Source organism: Actinokineospora sp. (assembly GCF_050699995.1).
GTDB lineage: Bacteria > Actinomycetota > Actinomycetes > Mycobacteriales > Pseudonocardiaceae > Actinokineospora.
On the sequence record NZ_JBOHGC010000126.1, the window covers coordinates 1 to 17,099 of the forward strand.

Below are 17,099 nucleotides of genomic sequence, written 5' to 3' on the forward strand. Positions count from 1 at the left end.
GGGCAAGGCGGTCGCCGCTGAACCGCTGGTCTCGGTCGAGCGGATCGGCGACGCGCCCGCCCGGCCGCTTCCACCCGCGGACCGCCCGCTCGCCGGTGTCCGCGTGCTTGACTTGACCCACGTCATCGCCGGTCCCGTCTGCGGCCGCACCCTCGCCGCTCACGGCGCCGATGTCCTGCACGTGGGCGCCGCGCACCTGCCGACCGTGCGTCCCTTGGTGATCGACACGGGCTTCGGCAAACGCACCTGCCACCTCGATCTCCGGCAAGACGGACACCGCGAGACCCTGCATGGGCTCCTGGCCGACGCCGACGTCATGGTGCAGTCGTTCCGCCCGGGCACCTTCGCCGGCAAGGGATTCGGCCCGAACGACCTGCCGTCGGCGGTGATCCTGGTCAGCCTGTCCGCGTATGGCCACAGTGGACCTTGGCGGCAGCGGCGCGGCTTCGACAGTCTCGTCCAACTCGCCACGGGGATCGCGACGGAGTCCGACGGCGAGCTGGTCTCCCTGCCCGCGCAAGCGCTTGACCACGGGACCGGCTGGCTGGCGGCCTATGGCGTCCTCGAAGCCCTCCGACGGAGATCAGTCGAAGGTGGCACCTGGCACGTGCGGGTTTCCCTGGCCCGCACGGCGTTGTGGCTCGACGGACTCGGTCGGGTGGACTCCGTCGAGGAGCCAGGCTTCGCCGAGCCATATTTGTCCGAAATGGACAGTGACTTCGGGGTTGTCCGGCACATTCGCTTCCCGGGAACGATGCCGGGGTCGCCCCCGGCGTACGGTCATGAACCCCGTACACCCGGCGGCGACCCCGCATCCTGGTGGTAGCCCTACTTCAGCTTGTACGCCCGGATGATCGTCTGCTCGACCGACCCGCCGCGCCCGTCCTGCGCGGTGGCGCGCAGTGACACGGATTTCGCCTCAGCCGGGTGGAAGAGCAGCGCGGTGTTGTTGGCGACAGTCGCCCGCTGCCACGTCTTCCCCTCGTCGTAAGACACTTCGACGCCGAGTTTGCGTGGTGTGACAGTCGATCCGTCTTCGAGCTGCATGCTCACCGGCAGGAGGAACGGCCTGCCCGCGCGGGCACTGTTGCTCTCGTCCACCGTGCCGTCGAAGCGCAGCACCGACAACGGGATGATCTTGTCTCCGGACTTGGAGCTGAACGTCCACGCGGCCGACACCGTGGTGCTCACGTCGAACAGCTCGCCCCGGACCCCTTCCGTGGTGAGTCGGTAGGCGCCTGCCGCCGCGGGCACCTCGAACAGTCCGTAGCCTGCCCCTTCGCTCTCGCCGATCTTGACACCGTCGCGGTAGAGAGCCGTCTTGCCGGTGGCGACGGTGAATCCGGCGTTGCCGCCGCCGTCGCCGAAGAGGCCGATCCCGAAGCCGAGCTGGTCCTCCGACCGCTCGGCCCAGGGGTACGGTGATCGCGGCAGTGCCGGGCCGAAGATCGCCACCGCCATCCGCTCCTGGTAGGTCCGACCGGCGCGCAATGGCTTGGGCGTCGAACGGAACGCGCCGATGGCCGCCGACGGGTCGCCGATCATCACCTCGGACGCCCACTCCGTGTTGTCCGTTGAGAAGAACTCGGTGAGGCCACTCGGCAGCGTGACGTCGCGCCAGATCGCCCAGCCGCCGCCCCGCCCGTCCGGATAGTGGGGAAACGTCAACCGAATGCCGGTCGTCGCGTTGGCGGTCGGCTGCCCGAGCGCCGTGCGCACGGTTGCCACGTCGGCGGGCCGGTACGTCTTCTCCAGCCCGGTCGGCACGGACTTCGGCTGGAAATGGGCCAGTCCGTAGAAGTCCTTGCCCGCCATCCACGACGTGTTCAGCGTCCACAGGAACTGGTCCGCGGGCAGTTCCGGCCCGACATGGGCGGTGTAGATCTGCTCCGCCCTTTCCGCGAGCCCGGACACCCCGATCGCCCCGTGCGCACTGTTGAGCTCATAGCCCGCGGAGGCCAGCACGGACACCGCCGCCGGATCCGGCGCGACGACCTTGAGCTGCTTGGCGACTCGGGCGTCCACCACCAGTTCGGTGTCCTTGGACAGGGTGAAGCCCGGGTCGGTGACCACGTGTGATGCCGTCGCGTAGGCGAAGAACGTGTCGACCAGGTACCGCCCCTTCGGCATCCGCTGGGAGATCACACCATCAGGACTGTGCAGAAAGGACAGTCGGCCCGTGTCGAGCGCGAAGACCAGCGTGTAGGCATCCGGCGACGGCTTGCCGTCGAGACCGAGGAAGGTCGCCTTGAGCTGGTAGCTCTCGACCTCGCGGTCCACCCCGACCGGCGTGCGAGTCGCTGTCTCGCCGGACGTCGCGACGACCGTGCCCGAGTAGGCGCCGTCGACCGAGCCGAGGCGTGTGTCCGAGGTGACGCCGACCGTCGCGGTGCCGCCCGCGGGAACCTCGACGCGGTCCCGCGACAACGTGATCATCCCAGCGGGCGCGGGCTTTCCGTCGGGACCATGAACGTCGACGGTCAGGTCCAGGGTCACCGGCGTGGTGCCGCCATTGCGGTAGGTGATCTCCTTCGACACCGGCTGGTCGTCGTCATGCGGCCACTGCGGCACGCCGAAGCTGACCGACGTGGGATCGCTGGTCACGTTCTGCGCCAGCGCCTTCGGCGCATCGATCCGACCGGATCCCTGGGCGTACACGGATTCCCCGGCCTTCGGCTTGGCCGATCCGGTCAGTGCCGCCTTGAGCTGCCCGCCGGTCCACTGTGGATTCTTCTGGGCCAGCAGCGCGGCCGCGCCCGCCACGTGCGGGGTCGCCATCGAGGTGCCTGACATCGACACGTAGCCCGGCTCCACGGGATTCCCGGCGAAGCCCTCCTTCGCCTGCGCGGCAACGATCTGCGAGCCTGGCGCGGTCACGTCGGGTTTGATGCCGCCGTCGCCGACGCGCGGGCCGCGGCTGGAGAAGAACGAGAGCGTGTCGTCGCGCTCGACCGAGCCCACCGTCAGCGCCGCGTCCGCGCTGCCCGGTGAGCCCACCGTGCCCGCATACGGGCCCGAGTTGCCCGCCGCGATGACGAACAGCGTGCCGTGGTCGGCCGTGAGCCGGTTGACCGCCGCTTCCAGCGGGTCCACCTCGGCCGTGTCCTCCCCGCCGAGGCTCAGGTTGACGATGTCGGCCCCTTGCGCGGCGGCCCACTCCATCCCCGCGATGATCCACGACTCCTGGCCGAAGCCCTGGTCGGAGAGGACCTTCCCGTCGAGCAGCTTGGCGCCGTGGGCCACGCCCCGGTACTTCGACCCACCACCGGCGATCGTCGACCCGACGTGTGTGCCGTGGCCGACCCGGTCCACCGCGTCGGCTGAGTCGGTGAAGTTCTGTTCCCCGACTTCGCGCCCGGCGAGATCGGGGTGGGTCTGGTCGACCCCGGTGTCGAGCACCGCCACGGTGACACCGTCGCCGGTCAGGCCCGCCTGCCACGCCGCGGGCGCCCCGATCTGCGCGGTGCTGCGGTCGAGGCTTGCCTTGTGCCGGGCGTCGAGCCACACCTTGCCCGGACCCGCCACCAGGGACCGCCAGGACTGGCCCAGCGAAGACTTCTCGGCGGCGACCGCGCGGGCCCCCGCTGAAGGCAGCTCACGCACGGTACGCACGCCCGCCGAACGCGGCGTCGGGCCGGTCAGGATCAGCGGCAGGTCACCGCGGCCGTCGCCGTAGCCCGCCTCGACCAGGCCGGTCACGTCGAACAGCCGCGGGTCGAGCTTGCCCGACGAGACCAGCGGCAGCGCGTCGGCCGGGATGACGTTGAGCCGCCCCTTGACCGTGTACGTGCGGAACGCGATCCGTTCGCGGCCTTTGCCCGGCAGCACAGCCGGTCTGCCCGCCGAGAGCAGCACGCGGTCGCCGGTGATCAAGGTGACCGCCCTGGCGTCGTTCGTGGGCGGCCGTGGTGGCTCCGCCGTGGCCGCGGTCGTGCCTGCGGCCACCAATCCGATCGCGATAGCGAGAGAAATAGGTCGTTTCATCTGTCGCACCAGCCCCCACCGGTCAGGAAAATGACAACGCAAGGGCTGACGACAGGTGACGCGCAATTCCCCCAGAATCAAGCCCCAGTAATTTCGAAGTTAATGAGATTCAGGCGCCCGCGCATCGCCCGATCGGGTGGCCCGGGTGGTGCCGACAGGGTCGACACCACCCGGTGTGCCCGGCCACCGGCTCGCGAGAGCCCGCGAGAACCGTTGCCCCGGCCGGGAACTCAGGTGCGACGCCACCACCGGCGTTTGGGTTCCGTCAGGTGACCACCGGCGATGAGCCACTCGGTGAACGCCGCCGCGTCCTCGCGGGCGCGGGAGCCCACGATGCGCGGATTGGCGCGCGCGTACTCGTCGAAAAGGGGACGGTAGCGCTCCTCCAGCTCGCCCGCGACGTCAGGCGCGAGTTGGGCGACGACCCGCCTGCGCTTGGCCAGCAAGGCATCGGCCTCGACCCGCAGTGCGTGCTCGTCGAAGCCAGCGGGGGCCGGGCCGCCTGCCAGCAGTGCCCGCAGCAGCGCGGCCTGTTCCGCGGCCAGGCGCTCCCGCGCGTCGCTCACGCCGTGGCCGCGAGCACGCCGCGGATGGCGTCGAGTTCGGCCAGCAGCGCGGAATCCGTCGGGTACAGGTCGTCGCGTTCCAACAGGACACCCGGCGGCCGGACCCGGGAACACAGTTCCCGCAACACATCCAGCACACCGGACGGCACCGGGTGGGCGTGCGTGTCGTGGTAGACGCCGTCGCGTTCGACTCCGCCCGCCACGTGCACGTAGGCGATCCGGTCCAGCGGCAGCCCGTCGAACAGGTCGGCCGCGTCCTGCCCCAGGTTCCGGGCGTTGGCCCACATGTTGGCCACGTCGATCAGCAGCAGGCACCCGGTCCGCTCGACCAGTTCGGTGAGGAACTGCGCCTCGGTAAGCTCCTCGTCGGGCCACCGCAGCAGGGCCGCGATGTTCTCCAGCGCCAGCGGCACCCCCAGCGCCGCTTGTGCCGTCTTCACGTTCGCGGTCAACACCTCGAGGGCGTCGCGGGTGCGCGGCACCGGCATCAGGTGCCCCGAGTCGAGCCCGCCCGCCCGGACGAAACACACGTGGTCGCTGGCCATCGGCGCGCCCAGCGCGTCGGCCACCGCGGCGAGGTGGTCGATCCGGGCTCCGTCGACAGGATCGGCTCCGCCGAGCGAGAGGGACACGGCGTGGGGGAGCACGGGAATGCCCCGGTCCAGCAGGACCCGCAGCGACTCCGGGAGGTGGTCGTGGTGGATGTTCTCCGCCACGACCTCCACGAAGTCGATTCCCGGCATCCGCTCCACGGTCAGGTCGATCTCCGACCGCCAGCCGATGCCCACCCCGAGCTCACCCACGCCGCTCACCTCTGTCTCATCCGCCGCAACCGCCGCCGCCGCCGCAGCTGCTTCCGCCACCGCCGCACGACGATCCTGCCCCGGATGAGGACCCCGATCCACACCCCGACCCCGACGAGGCGCTCGATTCGGTCATCGCCTGCTTCTGCGCCTCCAACGCCATGGCCACCTCGGTGTCCGGGTGGGCGGCGAGGCCGCTGAGCGCGACCACGCCGACCACACCGGCCATCCCCCCGAGCAGCACGGCCTCATCACCCACCCGCGACCGCTTCCCGCGGGCCTCCGCGAGCACCCGTTCCCCCGCGTACGTGAGGGCGGGCACGGACTTGCGGTAGAGCAGGACCGTCATCACCGCGGTGGCGACCAGGGCCAGCGTGAGCCACCCGATCGGCCGCCCCTCGGCCAGCCCGTTCGTCCACCGCGCGCCCCCGACCACGAACAGCACGGTCAGCGGCAGGACACACCAGCGTGCCCGGACCGCGTCCTCGCCGACGAGCAACCCCTTGCGGGCCAAGCCTTCGCCGAGCTTGCGCACGGCGTCGTCCCGGCCGACCTTGTCGACGAGCAGACCGATGCTGCGTTCGTGGTAGCGCCGGATGTCCGACATGACGGCCTGGTCGATCGGGTCCGTCGCGGTGGACCCCTCGACCACCCGCACGGTTCCCTTACGGCTCGGCCGGACCTTGTCCCGGTCGATCAACCTGGCCACGGCGGTCTCGACGACGCGCCGAGCGCCACCGGCCAGGCACGCCAGCTCGTCGACCGTGAGCTGACCAGGCCCGATCGCCCCACTCGCCGCCCGGGAATCGGCGGACCCCGCGCGGACCATGATCCGCACCGCCAATGCGAACAGCAAAGCGAAAGCGAAAGCGACCAAGTAGATTCTCAGAAAATCCGGTCCCGCGATTCCCCACGGCTCATTCATCTCGATCCCCCTCACGCCAAGTTGCCCTGACGTCACCCATGCTGTTCGCGGTGTGACCGCGCGCACAAGGGATCTTGATTCAGATTTAGGGAAGCCGTGGGTCAGATTTAGGCTTCTTGAGCCGGACTTGAGGTATCGGGCACCAGGCGCAGCGAAATCGAGTTGATGCAGTACCGCTGGTCGGTCGGCGTCGGGTAGCCCTCGCCCTCGAAGACGTGCCCGAGGTGGCTGTGGCAGGTCGCGCACAGGACCTCGGTGCGCACGGCGCCGAACTGGCGGTCTTCGCGCAGCATGATGGTGTCGCCCGCGAGCGGGGAGAAGAACGACGGCCAGCCGCAGTGCGACTCGAACTTGGTGTCGCTGCGGAACAGCTCCGCCCCGCACGCGCGGCACTGGTAGACCCCGACGGTCTTCGCATCGGTGTACTCACCGGTGAACGGGCGCTCGGTCCCGGCCTGGCGCAGCACCGCGAACTCCTCCGGGTTGAGCTGTGCCCGCCATTCCTGCTCGGACTTCACGACCTTCGGGGTGGCGCCGACAACGGGTTTCACGAGTTCTCTCCTCCAAGCGCGCACGGGTTCAGCCCAGCAGCATGCTGAAGATGAACACCAGCGTGTCCCACGCGGCGACGATGACGCCGAGCAGGATCAATGTCACCACGATGCCCGCGGTGACGCGGTAGTGGCCACCGAGGCGGTTCGCCGCGTCGGCGAAGTCGCCGACGCCGCCGATGTAGCCCTCGACGGTGTAGCCGGGCCGCACCCGCTCGACCCGGTCGAGGTGCTCGGCGAACGCCCTGGCCTCGGGGTCGTCGGGGTCCAAGCCGATCAGGTCGTCGGCGAAGCGGCCCGGCGGACCCGGGCGCGGCTCATCGTCGGCTGTCCCGGAAGAACCTGTCGCGACCATGCTTCAACGGTAACCCGAACGTGGTTACCTGTCGCCCAACTTGCGCTCCTCGATCGCGCCCGCCTCGGCCTTCAGGTGGACGAACGAGGTGAAGCCCCACTCCTCGAGCCTGCCGAGCTGCGCGCCGAACTTGCCGCGCCTGCGGATCGGCGACACGGACCGGCCGTCTGCGCGCAGCTCGCGCGCCGTGCCGGTGACCCGCGCGAGCGGGACCTCGGCTTCGTAGAGCACGGCGACGGACTCGCCGCGCGCCTTCCCTTCGAGCAGGTCGACGATGCGCTCGAAGCCGATGGAGAACCCGCAGGCGGGCACGTCACGGCCCAAGGAGCGGCCGATGAGCTTGTCGTAGCGCCCGCCGCCCGCGACCGAGCCGGAGGAGCCGGGGTGCACGATCTCGAAGATCTGACCGGTGTAGTAGCCCATGCCGCGGACCAGCGTCGGGTCGAATTCCCAGGTCAGCTGCCTGGTCTCGGCCAGCGAGCGCAGCGCGTCGGCGGTGGCGGACAGGTCGGCGACGACCTCCTCGGACAGGCCGGGGACCGACGCGGTGAGCTGGTCGGCGAGCTTGGCCGGGTCGATGCCCTGCAGGCCGGTGATGCTCGCCTGCAGCTGGTCGATTCGGTCGACCTCAAGCCCCCGACCCGCGAGTTCGGCGCGCACGCCGTCCCAGCCGACCTTGTCCAGCTTGTCGAGGGTGATGAACAGGCCGGTCCACTCCGACTCCGGCAGGCCGATGCCCTCAGCCAGGGCGGACAAGAACCGGCGGTCCGATACGCGAACCGTGGTGCCGTCGAGCCCGACCGCGGCCAGCGCCTCGGTGGTGGCCTCGATCAGCTCGACCTCGGCGAGCACCGACTCCTCACCCAGCATGTCGATGTCGCACTGGTAGAACTGCCGGTAGCGGCCCTTCTGCGGGCGTTCGGCGCGCCATACCGGGCCGACCTGGAACGAGCGGAACGGCTGCGGCAGGGTCGCCTGGTTGTTGCCGTAGAACCGGGTCAGCGGGACCGTGAGGTCGTAGCGCAGGCCGAGGTCCACCAGCTCACCCAGCGTGGTGTCGGCGGCGACGGTCTCGTCGAGGCCGCGGCGCAGGACCCGGTAGATCAGCTTCTCGTTCTCGCCGCCCTGGCCGCCGGTGAGGCGCTCGATGTTCTCCAGGGCAGGCGTCTCGATGCGCTGGTAGCCGAAGCGGTGGTAGACCTCGGTGATCTGGGCCAGGACATGGTCGCGCACGGCGACGGTCGCGGGCAGCAGGTCACGGGTGCCCCTGGCGGGGCTGTTGTCCATCTTCACCGGTACGGGTTCCTCGCAGATCGCGGTAGCTTTGACGACCAGTACGGTACCGGGGCTGTGGATGGATCCGCGCGTGCATTGCCCCGTCGCCGTAGTCTGGGGCGGTGGCAACAGAGGCTGTGGAGATCACCGTCGGCGACCGCGCCGTGCGAGTGTCCAATCCGGACAAGCCGTACTTTCCCGAGCTGGGGCTGACCAAGCGCCAGATCGTCGAGTACTTCCTGTCGGTGGGCGACGGCATCCTCGGCGCCCTGCGCGAGCGCCCGACGACGCTGGAACGTTGGCCTGGCGGCGTCTTCGAGGGCGCGAAGCTGTCCACCAGGGGCGACAACCGGGGCGACGCGTTCTATCAGAAGCGCATCCCGAAGGGCGCTCCCGAGTACGTCGAGACCGCGCGCATCGCCTTCCCCAGCGGGCGTTCGGCGGACGAGGTCTGCCCGACGGAGCTGGCGGTGGTGGCGTGGGCGGTGAACCTGGGCACCATGACGTTCCACCCGTGGCCGGTCAGCCGGGCCGACGTCGACCGGCCCGACCAGCTGCGGATCGACCTCGACCCGCAGCCGGGCACCGACTTCACCGACGCGGTCAAGGTCGCGTTCACCGTGCGGGAGCTGCTCGCAGAGCACGGTATCGAGGCGTTCCCCAAGACCTCCGGTGGCCGTGGCGTGCACCTTTACGTGCCGATCGAGCCGCGCTGGACCTTCGTCGAGGTCCGGCGGGCGCTGATCGCCTTCGGCCGCTCGGTGGAGCGGCGGATGCCGGACGAGGTCACGATCAAGTGGTGGAAGGAGGAACGCGGGTCGCGCATCTTCATCGATTACAACCAGATGGCTCGCGACCGCACGATCGCCTCGGCGTACTCGATCCGCCCGACGCAGCGCGCGCTCGTCTCCGCCCCGGTGACCTGGGACGAACTGGGGGATGTGCACCCGGAGGACTTCTCAGTGCTCACGATGCCCGCCCGGTTCGCGCAGGTCGGCGACTTGCACGCGCCGGTCGCGGAGAAGGCGTTCTCGCTGGAGCCACTGATCGAACTGGCGGACCGCGACGAGCGCGACCACGGGTTGGGCGACCTGCCTTATCCACCGGACTACCCGAAAATGCCGGGGGAGCCCAAGCGGGTCCAACCCTCGAAAGCCCGTGACGACACCTGACCGCTGAGGCCCGCAGCGCACCGGGTGCCTCCCGGTGCCGACCATCCCGCTCGGTCGCCATCAAAGCGACCGAGCCGCGCCGGCGAGCCGGCGCCATGTCACATTGCTCGCCCTGCGCTGTGCCGACTGGGTGCCGCAGGTCCGCTCCCGTGCTCGGGAGGTGGTGCTGCGCTGTCCGGCCGAGTCACCGAAAGTCGCCTTCGAGGCGCTCGCACCGGTGGCGTTCGCCCTGGTCAAGCGGGCCTCGGGGACGTGGCTGGCCGGCGTGTTGGATGAGCACCTGCGGGACGGACCGCCCGAGGTCCTGGCCTGGGCGCTCGACTCGCGGGATCGGGCCGTCCGCCGTGCGGCGTATCGGGTCGCGTTGGGGCAGTTGCCCATCGAACGGCTGCTGCGCGCGGTGCGCTCCGACGATGACATCGCCATCCGGGTGCGCTGCGCGGAGGCCGTGATCCGCGTGGGGGATCCGGCCATCACCCGTGCGCTGCTGTCGAGCCGGACCGCTGGGGTACGCGCGGACGCCGTGCATGCGATGGGTCTGGCGGGTGAGACCGCCGCCGCCGAGGCCCTCGGCGGTCTATCGCGCGTTGCGGCGATTGGGTGACACACCGGTCGACCTGCTCGCGCCGATGCTCGCCGACCGGTCGCCCTTGGTGACGCGACGGGTGGTGCTGTCGCTGCGCGGTCGTGAACTCGATATGTCGTTTCTGTTGCGCCACTGAGTGTCGACGAGGATGCCTTCCTGGGTGGCCGGGCACGCGCGGGTATCGCCGCCTGGCTCAGAAACAGCGCCGCGACGTCCTACTTGGCGGCCACCGCGGAAAGCGTCACCCGAGTGGACGCACTGCTCCGGGCGTCGACGGCGTTGGATGAACACCAGGTCTCGCTGCTGCGGTTCCACCTGGGTCTGCACCGGTAGAGACGGGAATTTGTCGGTCCCTTCCTTTACACTGCAAGGAAGGAAGGGAGACCGCGATGGCTGGTTCGTACCTCGTGCGCTACGTCGGCGGTCCCCTGGACGGCCGGGTCGACACGTTGGCGGCGTCGCCGGAGAGTCCGCGGTCGACGGTGACCCACGTCCATCTTCATGGCGGGCCCAAGATCGTGCACCACTACGACCTGCACTACGCGGTCGAATATGGTTGCGAATACCGGCTCCGCGAACACTGAGTCCTAAGTGGACTGTTTGGCGAGGATCATCAGGCACAGCTCGCACCGAGGGCTGTCATCGCCTTGCGGCGCGAGGTCCGGCGGCGCGGCATGGGTGCATGACGCCCGGTAGTGCTGGTGGGCCAGCCGGGCACCGGGGGCAACGGGAAACGCGTGCAGCTCGCCGTCGTAACAGCTGCGCCACCAGAGATACCGCACCGTCATCTTCGGCAATGTAAGCCTGCCGCCCGCCCACGGCATCCGGTGCCGTCCGAACGGGTGGCACCGACTGTCGGACCCACCGGGCACACTACGTGCGGATCAGTGCACCGGGAGGAAATGAATGGCGAGGGCGGCGTCGCTGTCGACCGAAGAGGTCGAGCGACTCAGGGGTGACGTGGCGGCGGGCAAACCCGCGGGCGTGTGGTTCACGGCGGCGGCCGTGGGGGTGACGGCAGGCCAGTCGGGCAAGGTCATCGACTTCACCGAACCCGCGGAAGGCGACTTCATCCAGGTGCGGCCCACCGGCTCCCGTGACGAACTCACCTTCTCACCGGCGGAGTTGACCCTGGTCAAGCCGCCACCGAAGCCGAAGCAGGCCCCCGCCCCGGTTGTGGTCGAGCCGGTAGTCGCCGCGCCACAGGTGGTGGTCGGCATCGAACCCGCCCCGGTGGTGCGCAAGCCGCCGCCCCACAAGCCGGCGGAGGTGACGGTCACGCTGCACTCGACGCTGGAGGGCGAGTGGACCGTGGATGTGCTGGTGGGGAAGAAGCGGGTGGTCCGATGGGAACCGGTCCCGGCAGGTGACGTCGCGCGGGCGGCGAAGTCGCTGCCCGTGGGAGTCGGGGAGGCGATCGGGACGGCTTTGGAGGCGGCGAAGCGGCGGCAGTTGGCCCGGGTGGAACAGCTGAAGGCAGAGCTGGACGCGGCGCAACGGGCATTGCGGGACCTGGGCTAGCCCGGCGCTGACACGGGTCGCGAACCGCAGGGTTGTTGGTGTCCACGGAAAGCGGTGGACCCCTCTGGCTTGATTGCCGATGGCCAGGACGCAAGCCAACGCGAATCAGGGCGGGCAGACAGTCCCATCACGAGGAATCTTGCCGTCGCTGAAGAACGTGTAAACCGTGTCCGTGGCACAAGGTGAGGCGCCGAGTGCGCCGTGGCCGCTTCCCTGCCACGACACCAGCACCGCCGTCGCCAGCTGCTGGGCCGCGTGTTGGGTGCCTGCGTGGGGGGTGACCGCGTCCGTGGCCGTGGACAGGACCACGATCGGCGGTGCGGACTGGGCGTGTGGCTGGGTCACCGGGTGGCTGGCCACCGGCCACGGGCTGCACAACGCCAGCCACTGGGCGGTCAGGCCGCCGAACACCGGGTAGCGGGTGTTCCAGTCCTTCGCCGTCGCCTCCAGCTGCGCCGTGGACAGGCGGCCTCGGGTGTCGTTGCACCTGGTCACGAGGGTGCCGTCGAACATCGCAGGAAGTTCGTCGGTTTCCTGGACTACCGGTGCGGCGAATGCGGCGAGGCCTGCCGGCGCGCCGCTTCGGGCATCGGCGATGGCTCTTGACAGGGCGGGCCACGCCTGGCGGTCGGGGAGTGCGGCGAGGACGCCACGCAGGACGATTCCGGGGGTGAGGTCGAAGTCCTCGGTGGCCAGCGGTTCCGCGGACAGCACCTCGGTCAGTGCTTGGCGGGCGTTGGCGCCCAGTTCGCAGCCGCGGCGGGCGCAGTCTTCGGCGAACGCGCCGAACAGGGCGTCGGCGCCCTCGGCGACGCCTGCGAGGGTGACGGCGGTGTCCTCGTTGGGGTCGGGAAGGCCGTCCAACACCAACCGGCCGACGCGGTCGGGGTAGCGCTCGGCGAACACCGACAGCACCCGGGAGCCCTCGCCGTGGCCGATGGCGTGCAGCCGGTCCATCCCGAGCGCCACCCGGGCGGACTCAAGATCCGCCGCCGTCCGCCAGCTGTCGATCGCGGGCAGCCGCGACTCCAGCGCGAGGGTGCACTGCTGCCCGGCGGTCCGCGCCAGGTCGACCCAGGCGTTGACGTCGCCCGCCCGCGGATCCAGCGCGACCAGTTCGGCGCGGACTTCCACCGGGACGCACCGCACGGCGTCGGAGTTGCCGGTGCCGCGGCGGTCCAGGCCGACCAGGGAGAACTTGGTGAGGAAATCGGGGGACAGGGTCATCGCCAGCTTGACCGCGTAGAGCGTGCTGGGCAGCCCGTCCACGTCGTTGACCACGACGATCGGCACCGGCCCGGTCCCCACCCGCAGCACCTGCATCCGCATGGTGCCCCGACCAGGCGCGTACGGAGAGTCCAGGACACCGTTGACCCGGCCGCAGTCGATCTTCAGTGAGGCCGGCGGGGCGATTTTGGTCAGCCGGTCGGTGATCTCCGGCCCACACTGCGCCCACCGCACGGCCTGGTTCTTCGGCTCGCCCAGCGGAGGCAGCGGCCTCGGCCCGGACTCGGTGGTCGCGGGCGGACCCGGGTCGCCCTCGTTGACGACGATCGCGGGCCGCTCCGAAGGCCCCGCGGTGCACGCGGCGAGCAACGCGACCGGCAGCAGCCAGGACACCCGTCCGACCCTCACGCCCGCGCGTCCCTCCTCGACCTGATCTCCGACCCACAGCCTGCCGGCCTGTGGGTGAGACCACGGTAAATCGGTCGCCACCAGACGTAGGATGAATCGGGTCGTGGGAGGAGGGTTTCGTGGTCGTCGCGCACGTGGATCGGGCCCGCAGGTCGCCGTCGTCGTGGTTCGGAGCTGTGGTCTCGGGTACCCCGAGGCTCGTCGGCGCGGTGCCTCCGACCGCGCAGGTCCTGGTCGGCATCGTCAGCGTGCAGGTCGGCGCCGCGCTCGCCAAGCAGCTGTTCGCCGTCACCGGGTCCTCCGGTGTGGTGACCCTGCGCCTGTTCTTCGCCGCCGCCGTCCTACTGCTGATCTGGCGGCCCTCGTTGCGGGTCGCGAAGCAGGACCTGCCGGTGATCATCGGCTACGGCGTCGTGCTCGCGGCGATGAACCTGCTGTTCTACCTGTCCCTGGCGCGCATCCCGCTGGGCATCGCGGTGACCGTGGAGTTCCTCGGCCCGCTCAGTGTCGCCCTCCTCGGTTCGCGCCGGTGGCTCGACGCGCTGTGGGCGCTGCTGGCTGCCGCGGGTGTCGCGATGCTGGCCCAGACCCTTGGTGGCGCCGATGTCATCGGCCTGCTGCTGGCGCTGGCCGCGGGCGCCTGCTGGGCGGCCTACATCCTGCTCAGCGCCCGGCTCGGCAGCCAGTCCGACGACGGCAAGGGGCTGGCGCTGGCGATGGCCTGCGCGGGCCTGATCGCCGCGCCGGTCGGCATCGTCGACGCGGGGACCGCACTGCTCTCGCCCACGGTGCTGCTCGCCGGGCTCGGCGTGGCCCTGATGTCGTCGGTGATCCCGTACTCGCTCGAACTCGAAGCCCTGCGCAGCATCCCGCCGCGGGTGTTCGGCGTGCTGATGAGCCTGGAGCCCGCGGTCGCCGCCGCGGCGGGGCTGGTCGTGCTGCACGAGGCGCTGACCCCGAACCAGTGGGTCGCGATCTGCTGCGTCGTCGCCGCCTCCGCGGGCGCCATCCGCACCGCTCGCCCCGACGTCTAGCGAGCCCGGACCTCGCCGCGCAGCACCGAGGCCAGGTCGTAGCGCGCGGGTTCGTCAAGCTGCTCGTACGTGCACGAAGCGGGCTCGCGGTCCGGGCGCCACCGCTGGAACTGCGCGGTGTGCCGGAACCGGCTCGGGTAGCCGCCCTCGGTGTGCTCGTAGGCGACCTCGACCACCCGCTCCAGCCGCAGCGGCACCCACGGCTGCTCGGTGGTGCGCCACCGGCTCACCGCCCCCGGCATCCGCGTCGTCTGCGCCTCGTGCCAGCTCGCCCACGGGTGCCCCTCGGCGCCGCCGGGGATCAGCTCGGCCAGCTCCACCGCCAGCTCGCGCCTGCGGGCCGCGGAGAACGACCCGACGACGCCGACATGGTTGAGGCCGCCCGTGTTGTCGTAGAGCCCCAGCATCAACGACCCCACGGCCGCACCGGGCTCGGTGTCCTTGTACCAACGCAGCCCCGCCACCACGCAGTCCGCCGTGCGGGAGTGCTTGAACTTGAGCATCGTGCGCTTGTTCGGCGTGTACGGGCCGTCCGCGGGCTTGCCCATCACCCCGTCGAGCCCCGCGCCCTCGAAGATCTCGAACCACTGGCGGGCCAGGTCCGAGCTGGTCGTGGCCGGGGTCAGGTGCACGGAATCGGTGACCTTCAGCAGGTCCTCAAGCCTGCGCCGCCGCTCGACGCCAGGGGTTTCCAGCAGCAGTTCGTCACCGAGGGCGAGCACGTCGAAGGCGATGAAGCGCGCCGGCGTGGTCTCGGAGAGCATCTTCACCCGGCTCGCCGCCGGGTGGATGCGCTCGGCGAGCTTGTCGAAGTCGAGCCTGCCGTCGATGTCGACGACCAGCTCACCGTCGATGACGACCCGCTCCGGCAGCGCCTCCCGGAGGGCGGCCTCGGCGTCGGGGAAGTAGCGGTTGAGCGGCTTGCCCGACCGCGACTGCAGGATCACCTCGTCGCCGTCGCGGAACACCAGGCAGCGGAAACCATCCCACTTCGGCTCGAACACCAGGTTCGTGTCGTCCGGGATGGACTTGACAGCCTTGGCCAGCATCGGTTGCACCGGCGGAGTCAGAGGAAGCGCCACGCCGCCCATACTGCCCGCTCAGCGGCCCCTCGGCAGCGAAACGCGCCTATCGTGGGCGCCGTGACCGATCCACGAGTCGACGCCCGAATCGAAAGCCTGCTTCCCTGGCAGCAGGTGATCTACCGGCAGGTGCGTGAGCTGGTGCACGCTGCCGACCCCGAGGTCGAGGAGACCATCAAGTTCACCGACCGGCCGTATTTCGTGCTGCAGGGCAACATCTGCGCGCTGCTGCCCGCGAAGGACCACGTCAACATCTTCCTCTACGACGGTGGGATCGTTCCCGACCCCGAGGGGATCATCACCGCCGGACACGACAACAAGACGGCCCGCACCGTCGCCGTTCGCCCGGGCGAGGAGATCAACAAACCCGCGCTGCTGGCGATGTTCAAGCAGATCATCGCGAACAACCGGGCGGGCGGCTGGCGCGAGCTCAAGAAGGACTGAGGTCAACGCACCCGTTGGGGTCCGCAGCCCCCAGTTCCAGCCGCACCGCCGTCGGCAGGTGGTCGACGCCGAGTGACTCGCGAGCTTGCCGCAGGACGGTGTCGTCCACCTCCTGCCACACCTGTTTGACGTCGGTCCCGTCTTCGAGTCAGAGTGGACTGAACGGCGTCCAGCAGCCTGGGGGCGAAGGTCGGCCTCGGACTCCAAAGCACAACGGATCGACATCACGATCCATTTTCGAAGCCGGTGGAACACCTGCCCGGACCAGGCGGCAGGTTGACCGGAACGAGTTAATCCAAAAGGACACCATCAGATGACATCCGGCGTCTCATGTGGATACTCCGCGCCGGGTCGGCGATTGTGTCACTCCGCCCGGCGGTAGCGCAGCATCAGGAAGCCGTCCTCGGTCAGCACCGACGCCAGCGCGAGCCGCCGTGGCACCTCCGGCGGCGCACCCATGGCGATCCGGCCCGCGCGCCCGCCCGCGAGCAGCGGCGAGACCGTCAGGCAGAGCTGGTCGACCAGGTCCGCCTCGATCAGCGAGCCGAACAGCTGCGGGCCGCCCTCACAGCACACCCGCTGCAACCCGCGTTCCGCGAGCGAGACCAGCGCCTGCCGCGGGTCGACCCGCTCGTCCCCGGCCACGATCACGTCCGCGCCCGCCGCGGTCAGCGCCGCGCGCCGGTCGGCCGGGGCGGACTCGGTGGTGACGATGATCGGCTGAACCCGGGTGTCGGCAACCAGCGGCGAGTCCGGCTCCACCGAGCACCGCCCGGTGACCACGGCGATCGGCGGCACCGACGCCAAACCGAGCCGGGAGCGCCGCTCACGTCGCAGCTCAGTGCTTTTGATCCCGCGGTAGCGCTCGTCGCGCGCGGTGCCCCAGCCGACGAGCACGACATCGGCCAGGTCGCGGCCCAAGGCGAAGATCCGCTTGTCGCCGGGGCTGGACAGGCCCGCCGACTGCCCCGCCACGGCGACCGCGCCGTCGGTGCTGCTGACGAAGTTGACCTGCAACCACGCCCGGTCCAGGTCGTCCGGATAGGCGTAGAGCGCTTCGAGTTCGGTGTCGTCCACCACAGCCGGTGAAACCTGACCTGGGGAAACCCGGTTCTCGGGCCACAACATGTGCACCAGGACATCCCATCACGCCGCTACGCTCCCGT

General features: G+C 70.2%; 19 protein-coding genes. 8 read left to right on the forward strand and 11 right to left on the reverse strand.

Annotated features, from left to right (window positions below):
- On the forward strand, positions 1 to 826 hold an 826-nt coding region (locus tag ACRDSQ_RS07130; RefSeq protein WP_431419798.1), incomplete at its 5' end, for a CoA transferase.
- Between the two features lie 2 nt (positions 827 to 828).
- Here the strand turns inward: ACRDSQ_RS07130 and ACRDSQ_RS07135 are convergent.
- The 7 genes from ACRDSQ_RS07135 to hisS form a co-directional block, all read right to left on the reverse strand.
- Positions 829 to 3,945, reverse strand: coding sequence for a S8 family peptidase (locus ACRDSQ_RS07135; RefSeq protein ID WP_431419799.1), 3,117 nt, complete (start codon positions 3,943 to 3,945; stop codon positions 829 to 831).
- A 269-nt stretch (positions 3,946 to 4,214) separates the two neighbouring features.
- Positions 4,215 to 4,550: a hypothetical protein gene (locus ACRDSQ_RS07140; RefSeq protein WP_431419800.1), complete on the reverse strand. Its 336-nt coding sequence runs from the start codon at positions 4,548 to 4,550 to the stop codon at positions 4,215 to 4,217.
- Positions 4,547 to 5,353: a DUF692 domain-containing protein gene (locus tag ACRDSQ_RS07145; protein ID WP_431419801.1), complete on the reverse strand. Its 807-nt coding sequence runs from the start codon at positions 5,351 to 5,353 to the stop codon at positions 4,547 to 4,549. Before ACRDSQ_RS07145 ends, ACRDSQ_RS07140 begins: the two co-directional genes overlap by 4 nt.
- Positions 5,354 to 5,369: 16 nt before the next feature.
- On the reverse strand, positions 5,370 to 6,278 hold the full coding sequence (locus ACRDSQ_RS07150) for a TIGR04222 domain-containing membrane protein (RefSeq protein WP_431419803.1): 909 nt from the start codon (positions 6,276 to 6,278) through the stop codon (positions 5,370 to 5,372).
- A gap of 107 nt (positions 6,279 to 6,385) precedes the next feature.
- Positions 6,386 to 6,829 carry a peptide-methionine (R)-S-oxide reductase MsrB gene (gene msrB, locus ACRDSQ_RS07155; protein ID WP_431419805.1) on the reverse strand — a complete coding sequence of 148 codons (444 nt, stop codon included), beginning with the start codon at positions 6,827 to 6,829 and terminating at the stop codon, positions 6,386 to 6,388.
- A gap of 28 nt (positions 6,830 to 6,857) precedes the next feature.
- On the reverse strand, positions 6,858 to 7,184 hold the full coding sequence (locus ACRDSQ_RS07160) for a hypothetical protein (protein ID WP_091371270.1): 327 nt from the start codon (positions 7,182 to 7,184) through the stop codon (positions 6,858 to 6,860).
- A gap of 24 nt (positions 7,185 to 7,208) precedes the next feature.
- Positions 7,209 to 8,471: a histidine--tRNA ligase gene (gene hisS / locus ACRDSQ_RS07165; protein WP_431419856.1), complete on the reverse strand. Its 1,263-nt coding sequence runs from the start codon at positions 8,469 to 8,471 to the stop codon at positions 7,209 to 7,211.
- Positions 8,472 to 8,581: 110 nt separating this feature from the next.
- Here hisS and ligD point away from each other — a divergent pair, with 110 nt between their 5' ends.
- From ligD to ACRDSQ_RS07185, 4 genes are all read left to right on the forward strand, one after another.
- Entirely contained in the window at positions 8,582 to 9,631 is a 1,050-nt protein-coding gene (ligD, locus tag ACRDSQ_RS07170) for a non-homologous end-joining DNA ligase (protein ID WP_431419807.1), read from the forward strand.
- A gap of 34 nt (positions 9,632 to 9,665) precedes the next feature.
- On the forward strand, positions 9,666 to 10,235 hold the full coding sequence (locus ACRDSQ_RS07175) for a hypothetical protein (protein WP_431419809.1): 570 nt from the start codon (positions 9,666 to 9,668) through the stop codon (positions 10,233 to 10,235).
- On the forward strand, positions 10,228 to 10,353 hold the full coding sequence (locus ACRDSQ_RS07180) for a hypothetical protein (RefSeq protein ID WP_431419810.1): 126 nt from the start codon (positions 10,228 to 10,230) through the stop codon (positions 10,351 to 10,353). Before ACRDSQ_RS07175 ends, ACRDSQ_RS07180 begins: the two co-directional genes overlap by 8 nt.
- 253 nt (positions 10,354 to 10,606) lie before the next feature.
- Positions 10,607 to 10,801 (forward strand): hypothetical protein, encoded by a 195-nt coding sequence (locus ACRDSQ_RS07185; RefSeq protein ID WP_431419811.1) that lies wholly within the window; start codon positions 10,607 to 10,609, stop codon positions 10,799 to 10,801.
- A 3-nt stretch (positions 10,802 to 10,804) separates the two neighbouring features.
- Here ACRDSQ_RS07185 and ACRDSQ_RS07190 read toward each other — a convergent pair whose 3' ends face one another.
- Positions 10,805 to 11,005: a hypothetical protein gene (locus ACRDSQ_RS07190; RefSeq protein WP_431419813.1), complete on the reverse strand. Its 201-nt coding sequence runs from the start codon at positions 11,003 to 11,005 to the stop codon at positions 10,805 to 10,807.
- Positions 11,006 to 11,123: 118 nt separating this feature from the next.
- On the opposite strand from ACRDSQ_RS07190, the gene ACRDSQ_RS07195 reads away from it, so the two are divergent.
- A complete protein-coding gene (locus tag ACRDSQ_RS07195; protein ID WP_431419814.1) occupies positions 11,124 to 11,738 on the forward strand; it encodes a DUF6319 family protein in 615 nt (204 codons plus the stop codon).
- A 105-nt stretch (positions 11,739 to 11,843) separates the two neighbouring features.
- Here ACRDSQ_RS07195 and ACRDSQ_RS07200 read toward each other — a convergent pair whose 3' ends face one another.
- On the reverse strand, positions 11,844 to 13,373 hold the full coding sequence (locus tag ACRDSQ_RS07200) for an alpha/beta fold hydrolase (RefSeq protein WP_431419816.1): 1,530 nt from the start codon (positions 13,371 to 13,373) through the stop codon (positions 11,844 to 11,846).
- Between the two features lie 119 nt (positions 13,374 to 13,492).
- Between ACRDSQ_RS07200 and ACRDSQ_RS07205 the strand changes: the two genes are divergently transcribed.
- Positions 13,493 to 14,407, forward strand: a complete 915-nt coding sequence (locus ACRDSQ_RS07205) for an EamA family transporter (protein ID WP_431419817.1) — start codon at positions 13,493 to 13,495, stop codon at positions 14,405 to 14,407.
- Here the strand turns inward: ACRDSQ_RS07205 and ACRDSQ_RS07210 are convergent.
- Positions 14,404 to 15,498 (reverse strand): ATP-dependent DNA ligase, encoded by a 1,095-nt coding sequence (locus ACRDSQ_RS07210; RefSeq protein ID WP_431419819.1) that lies wholly within the window; start codon positions 15,496 to 15,498, stop codon positions 14,404 to 14,406. The two genes, ACRDSQ_RS07205 and ACRDSQ_RS07210, sit on opposite strands and share 4 nt — an antisense overlap.
- A gap of 51 nt (positions 15,499 to 15,549) precedes the next feature.
- On the opposite strand from ACRDSQ_RS07210, the gene ACRDSQ_RS07215 reads away from it, so the two are divergent.
- Positions 15,550 to 15,933 carry a DUF1801 domain-containing protein gene (locus ACRDSQ_RS07215; RefSeq protein WP_431419820.1) on the forward strand — a complete coding sequence of 128 codons (384 nt, stop codon included), beginning with the start codon at positions 15,550 to 15,552 and terminating at the stop codon, positions 15,931 to 15,933.
- A 363-nt stretch (positions 15,934 to 16,296) separates the two neighbouring features.
- Here ACRDSQ_RS07215 and ACRDSQ_RS07220 read toward each other — a convergent pair whose 3' ends face one another.
- Complete coding sequence (locus ACRDSQ_RS07220) at positions 16,297 to 17,061, reverse strand: pyrimidine reductase family protein (protein ID WP_431419858.1); 765 nt, start codon at positions 17,059 to 17,061, stop codon at positions 16,297 to 16,299.
- Between the last annotated feature and the right edge of the window lie 38 nt (positions 17,062 to 17,099).

What these genes read in the sequence shown, in the direction of transcription:
- ACRDSQ_RS07150 (WP_431419803.1), bottom strand. Translation starts at nt 6,278, where the DNA reads ATGAATGAGCCGTGGGGAATCGCGGGACCGGATTTTCTGAGAATCTAC.
- hisS (WP_431419856.1), bottom strand. Translation starts at nt 8,471, where the DNA reads ATGGACAACAGCCCCGCCAGGGGCACCCGTGACCTGCTGCCCGCGACC.
- ACRDSQ_RS07195 (WP_431419814.1), top strand. Translation starts at nt 11,124, where the DNA reads ATGGCGAGGGCGGCGTCGCTGTCGACCGAAGAGGTCGAGCGACTCAGG.
- ACRDSQ_RS07210 (WP_431419819.1), bottom strand. Translation starts at nt 15,498, where the DNA reads ATGGGCGGCGTGGCGCTTCCTCTGACTCCGCCGGTGCAACCGATGCTG.
- ACRDSQ_RS07185 (WP_431419811.1), top strand. Translation starts at nt 10,607, where the DNA reads ATGGCTGGTTCGTACCTCGTGCGCTACGTCGGCGGTCCCCTGGACGGC.
- ACRDSQ_RS07160 (WP_091371270.1), bottom strand. Translation starts at nt 7,184, where the DNA reads ATGGTCGCGACAGGTTCTTCCGGGACAGCCGACGATGAGCCGCGCCCG.
- ACRDSQ_RS07190 (WP_431419813.1), bottom strand. Translation starts at nt 11,005, where the DNA reads ATGACGGTGCGGTATCTCTGGTGGCGCAGCTGTTACGACGGCGAGCTG.
- ACRDSQ_RS07220 (WP_431419858.1), bottom strand. Translation starts at nt 17,061, where the DNA reads ATGTTGTGGCCCGAGAACCGGGTTTCCCCAGGTCAGGTTTCACCGGCT.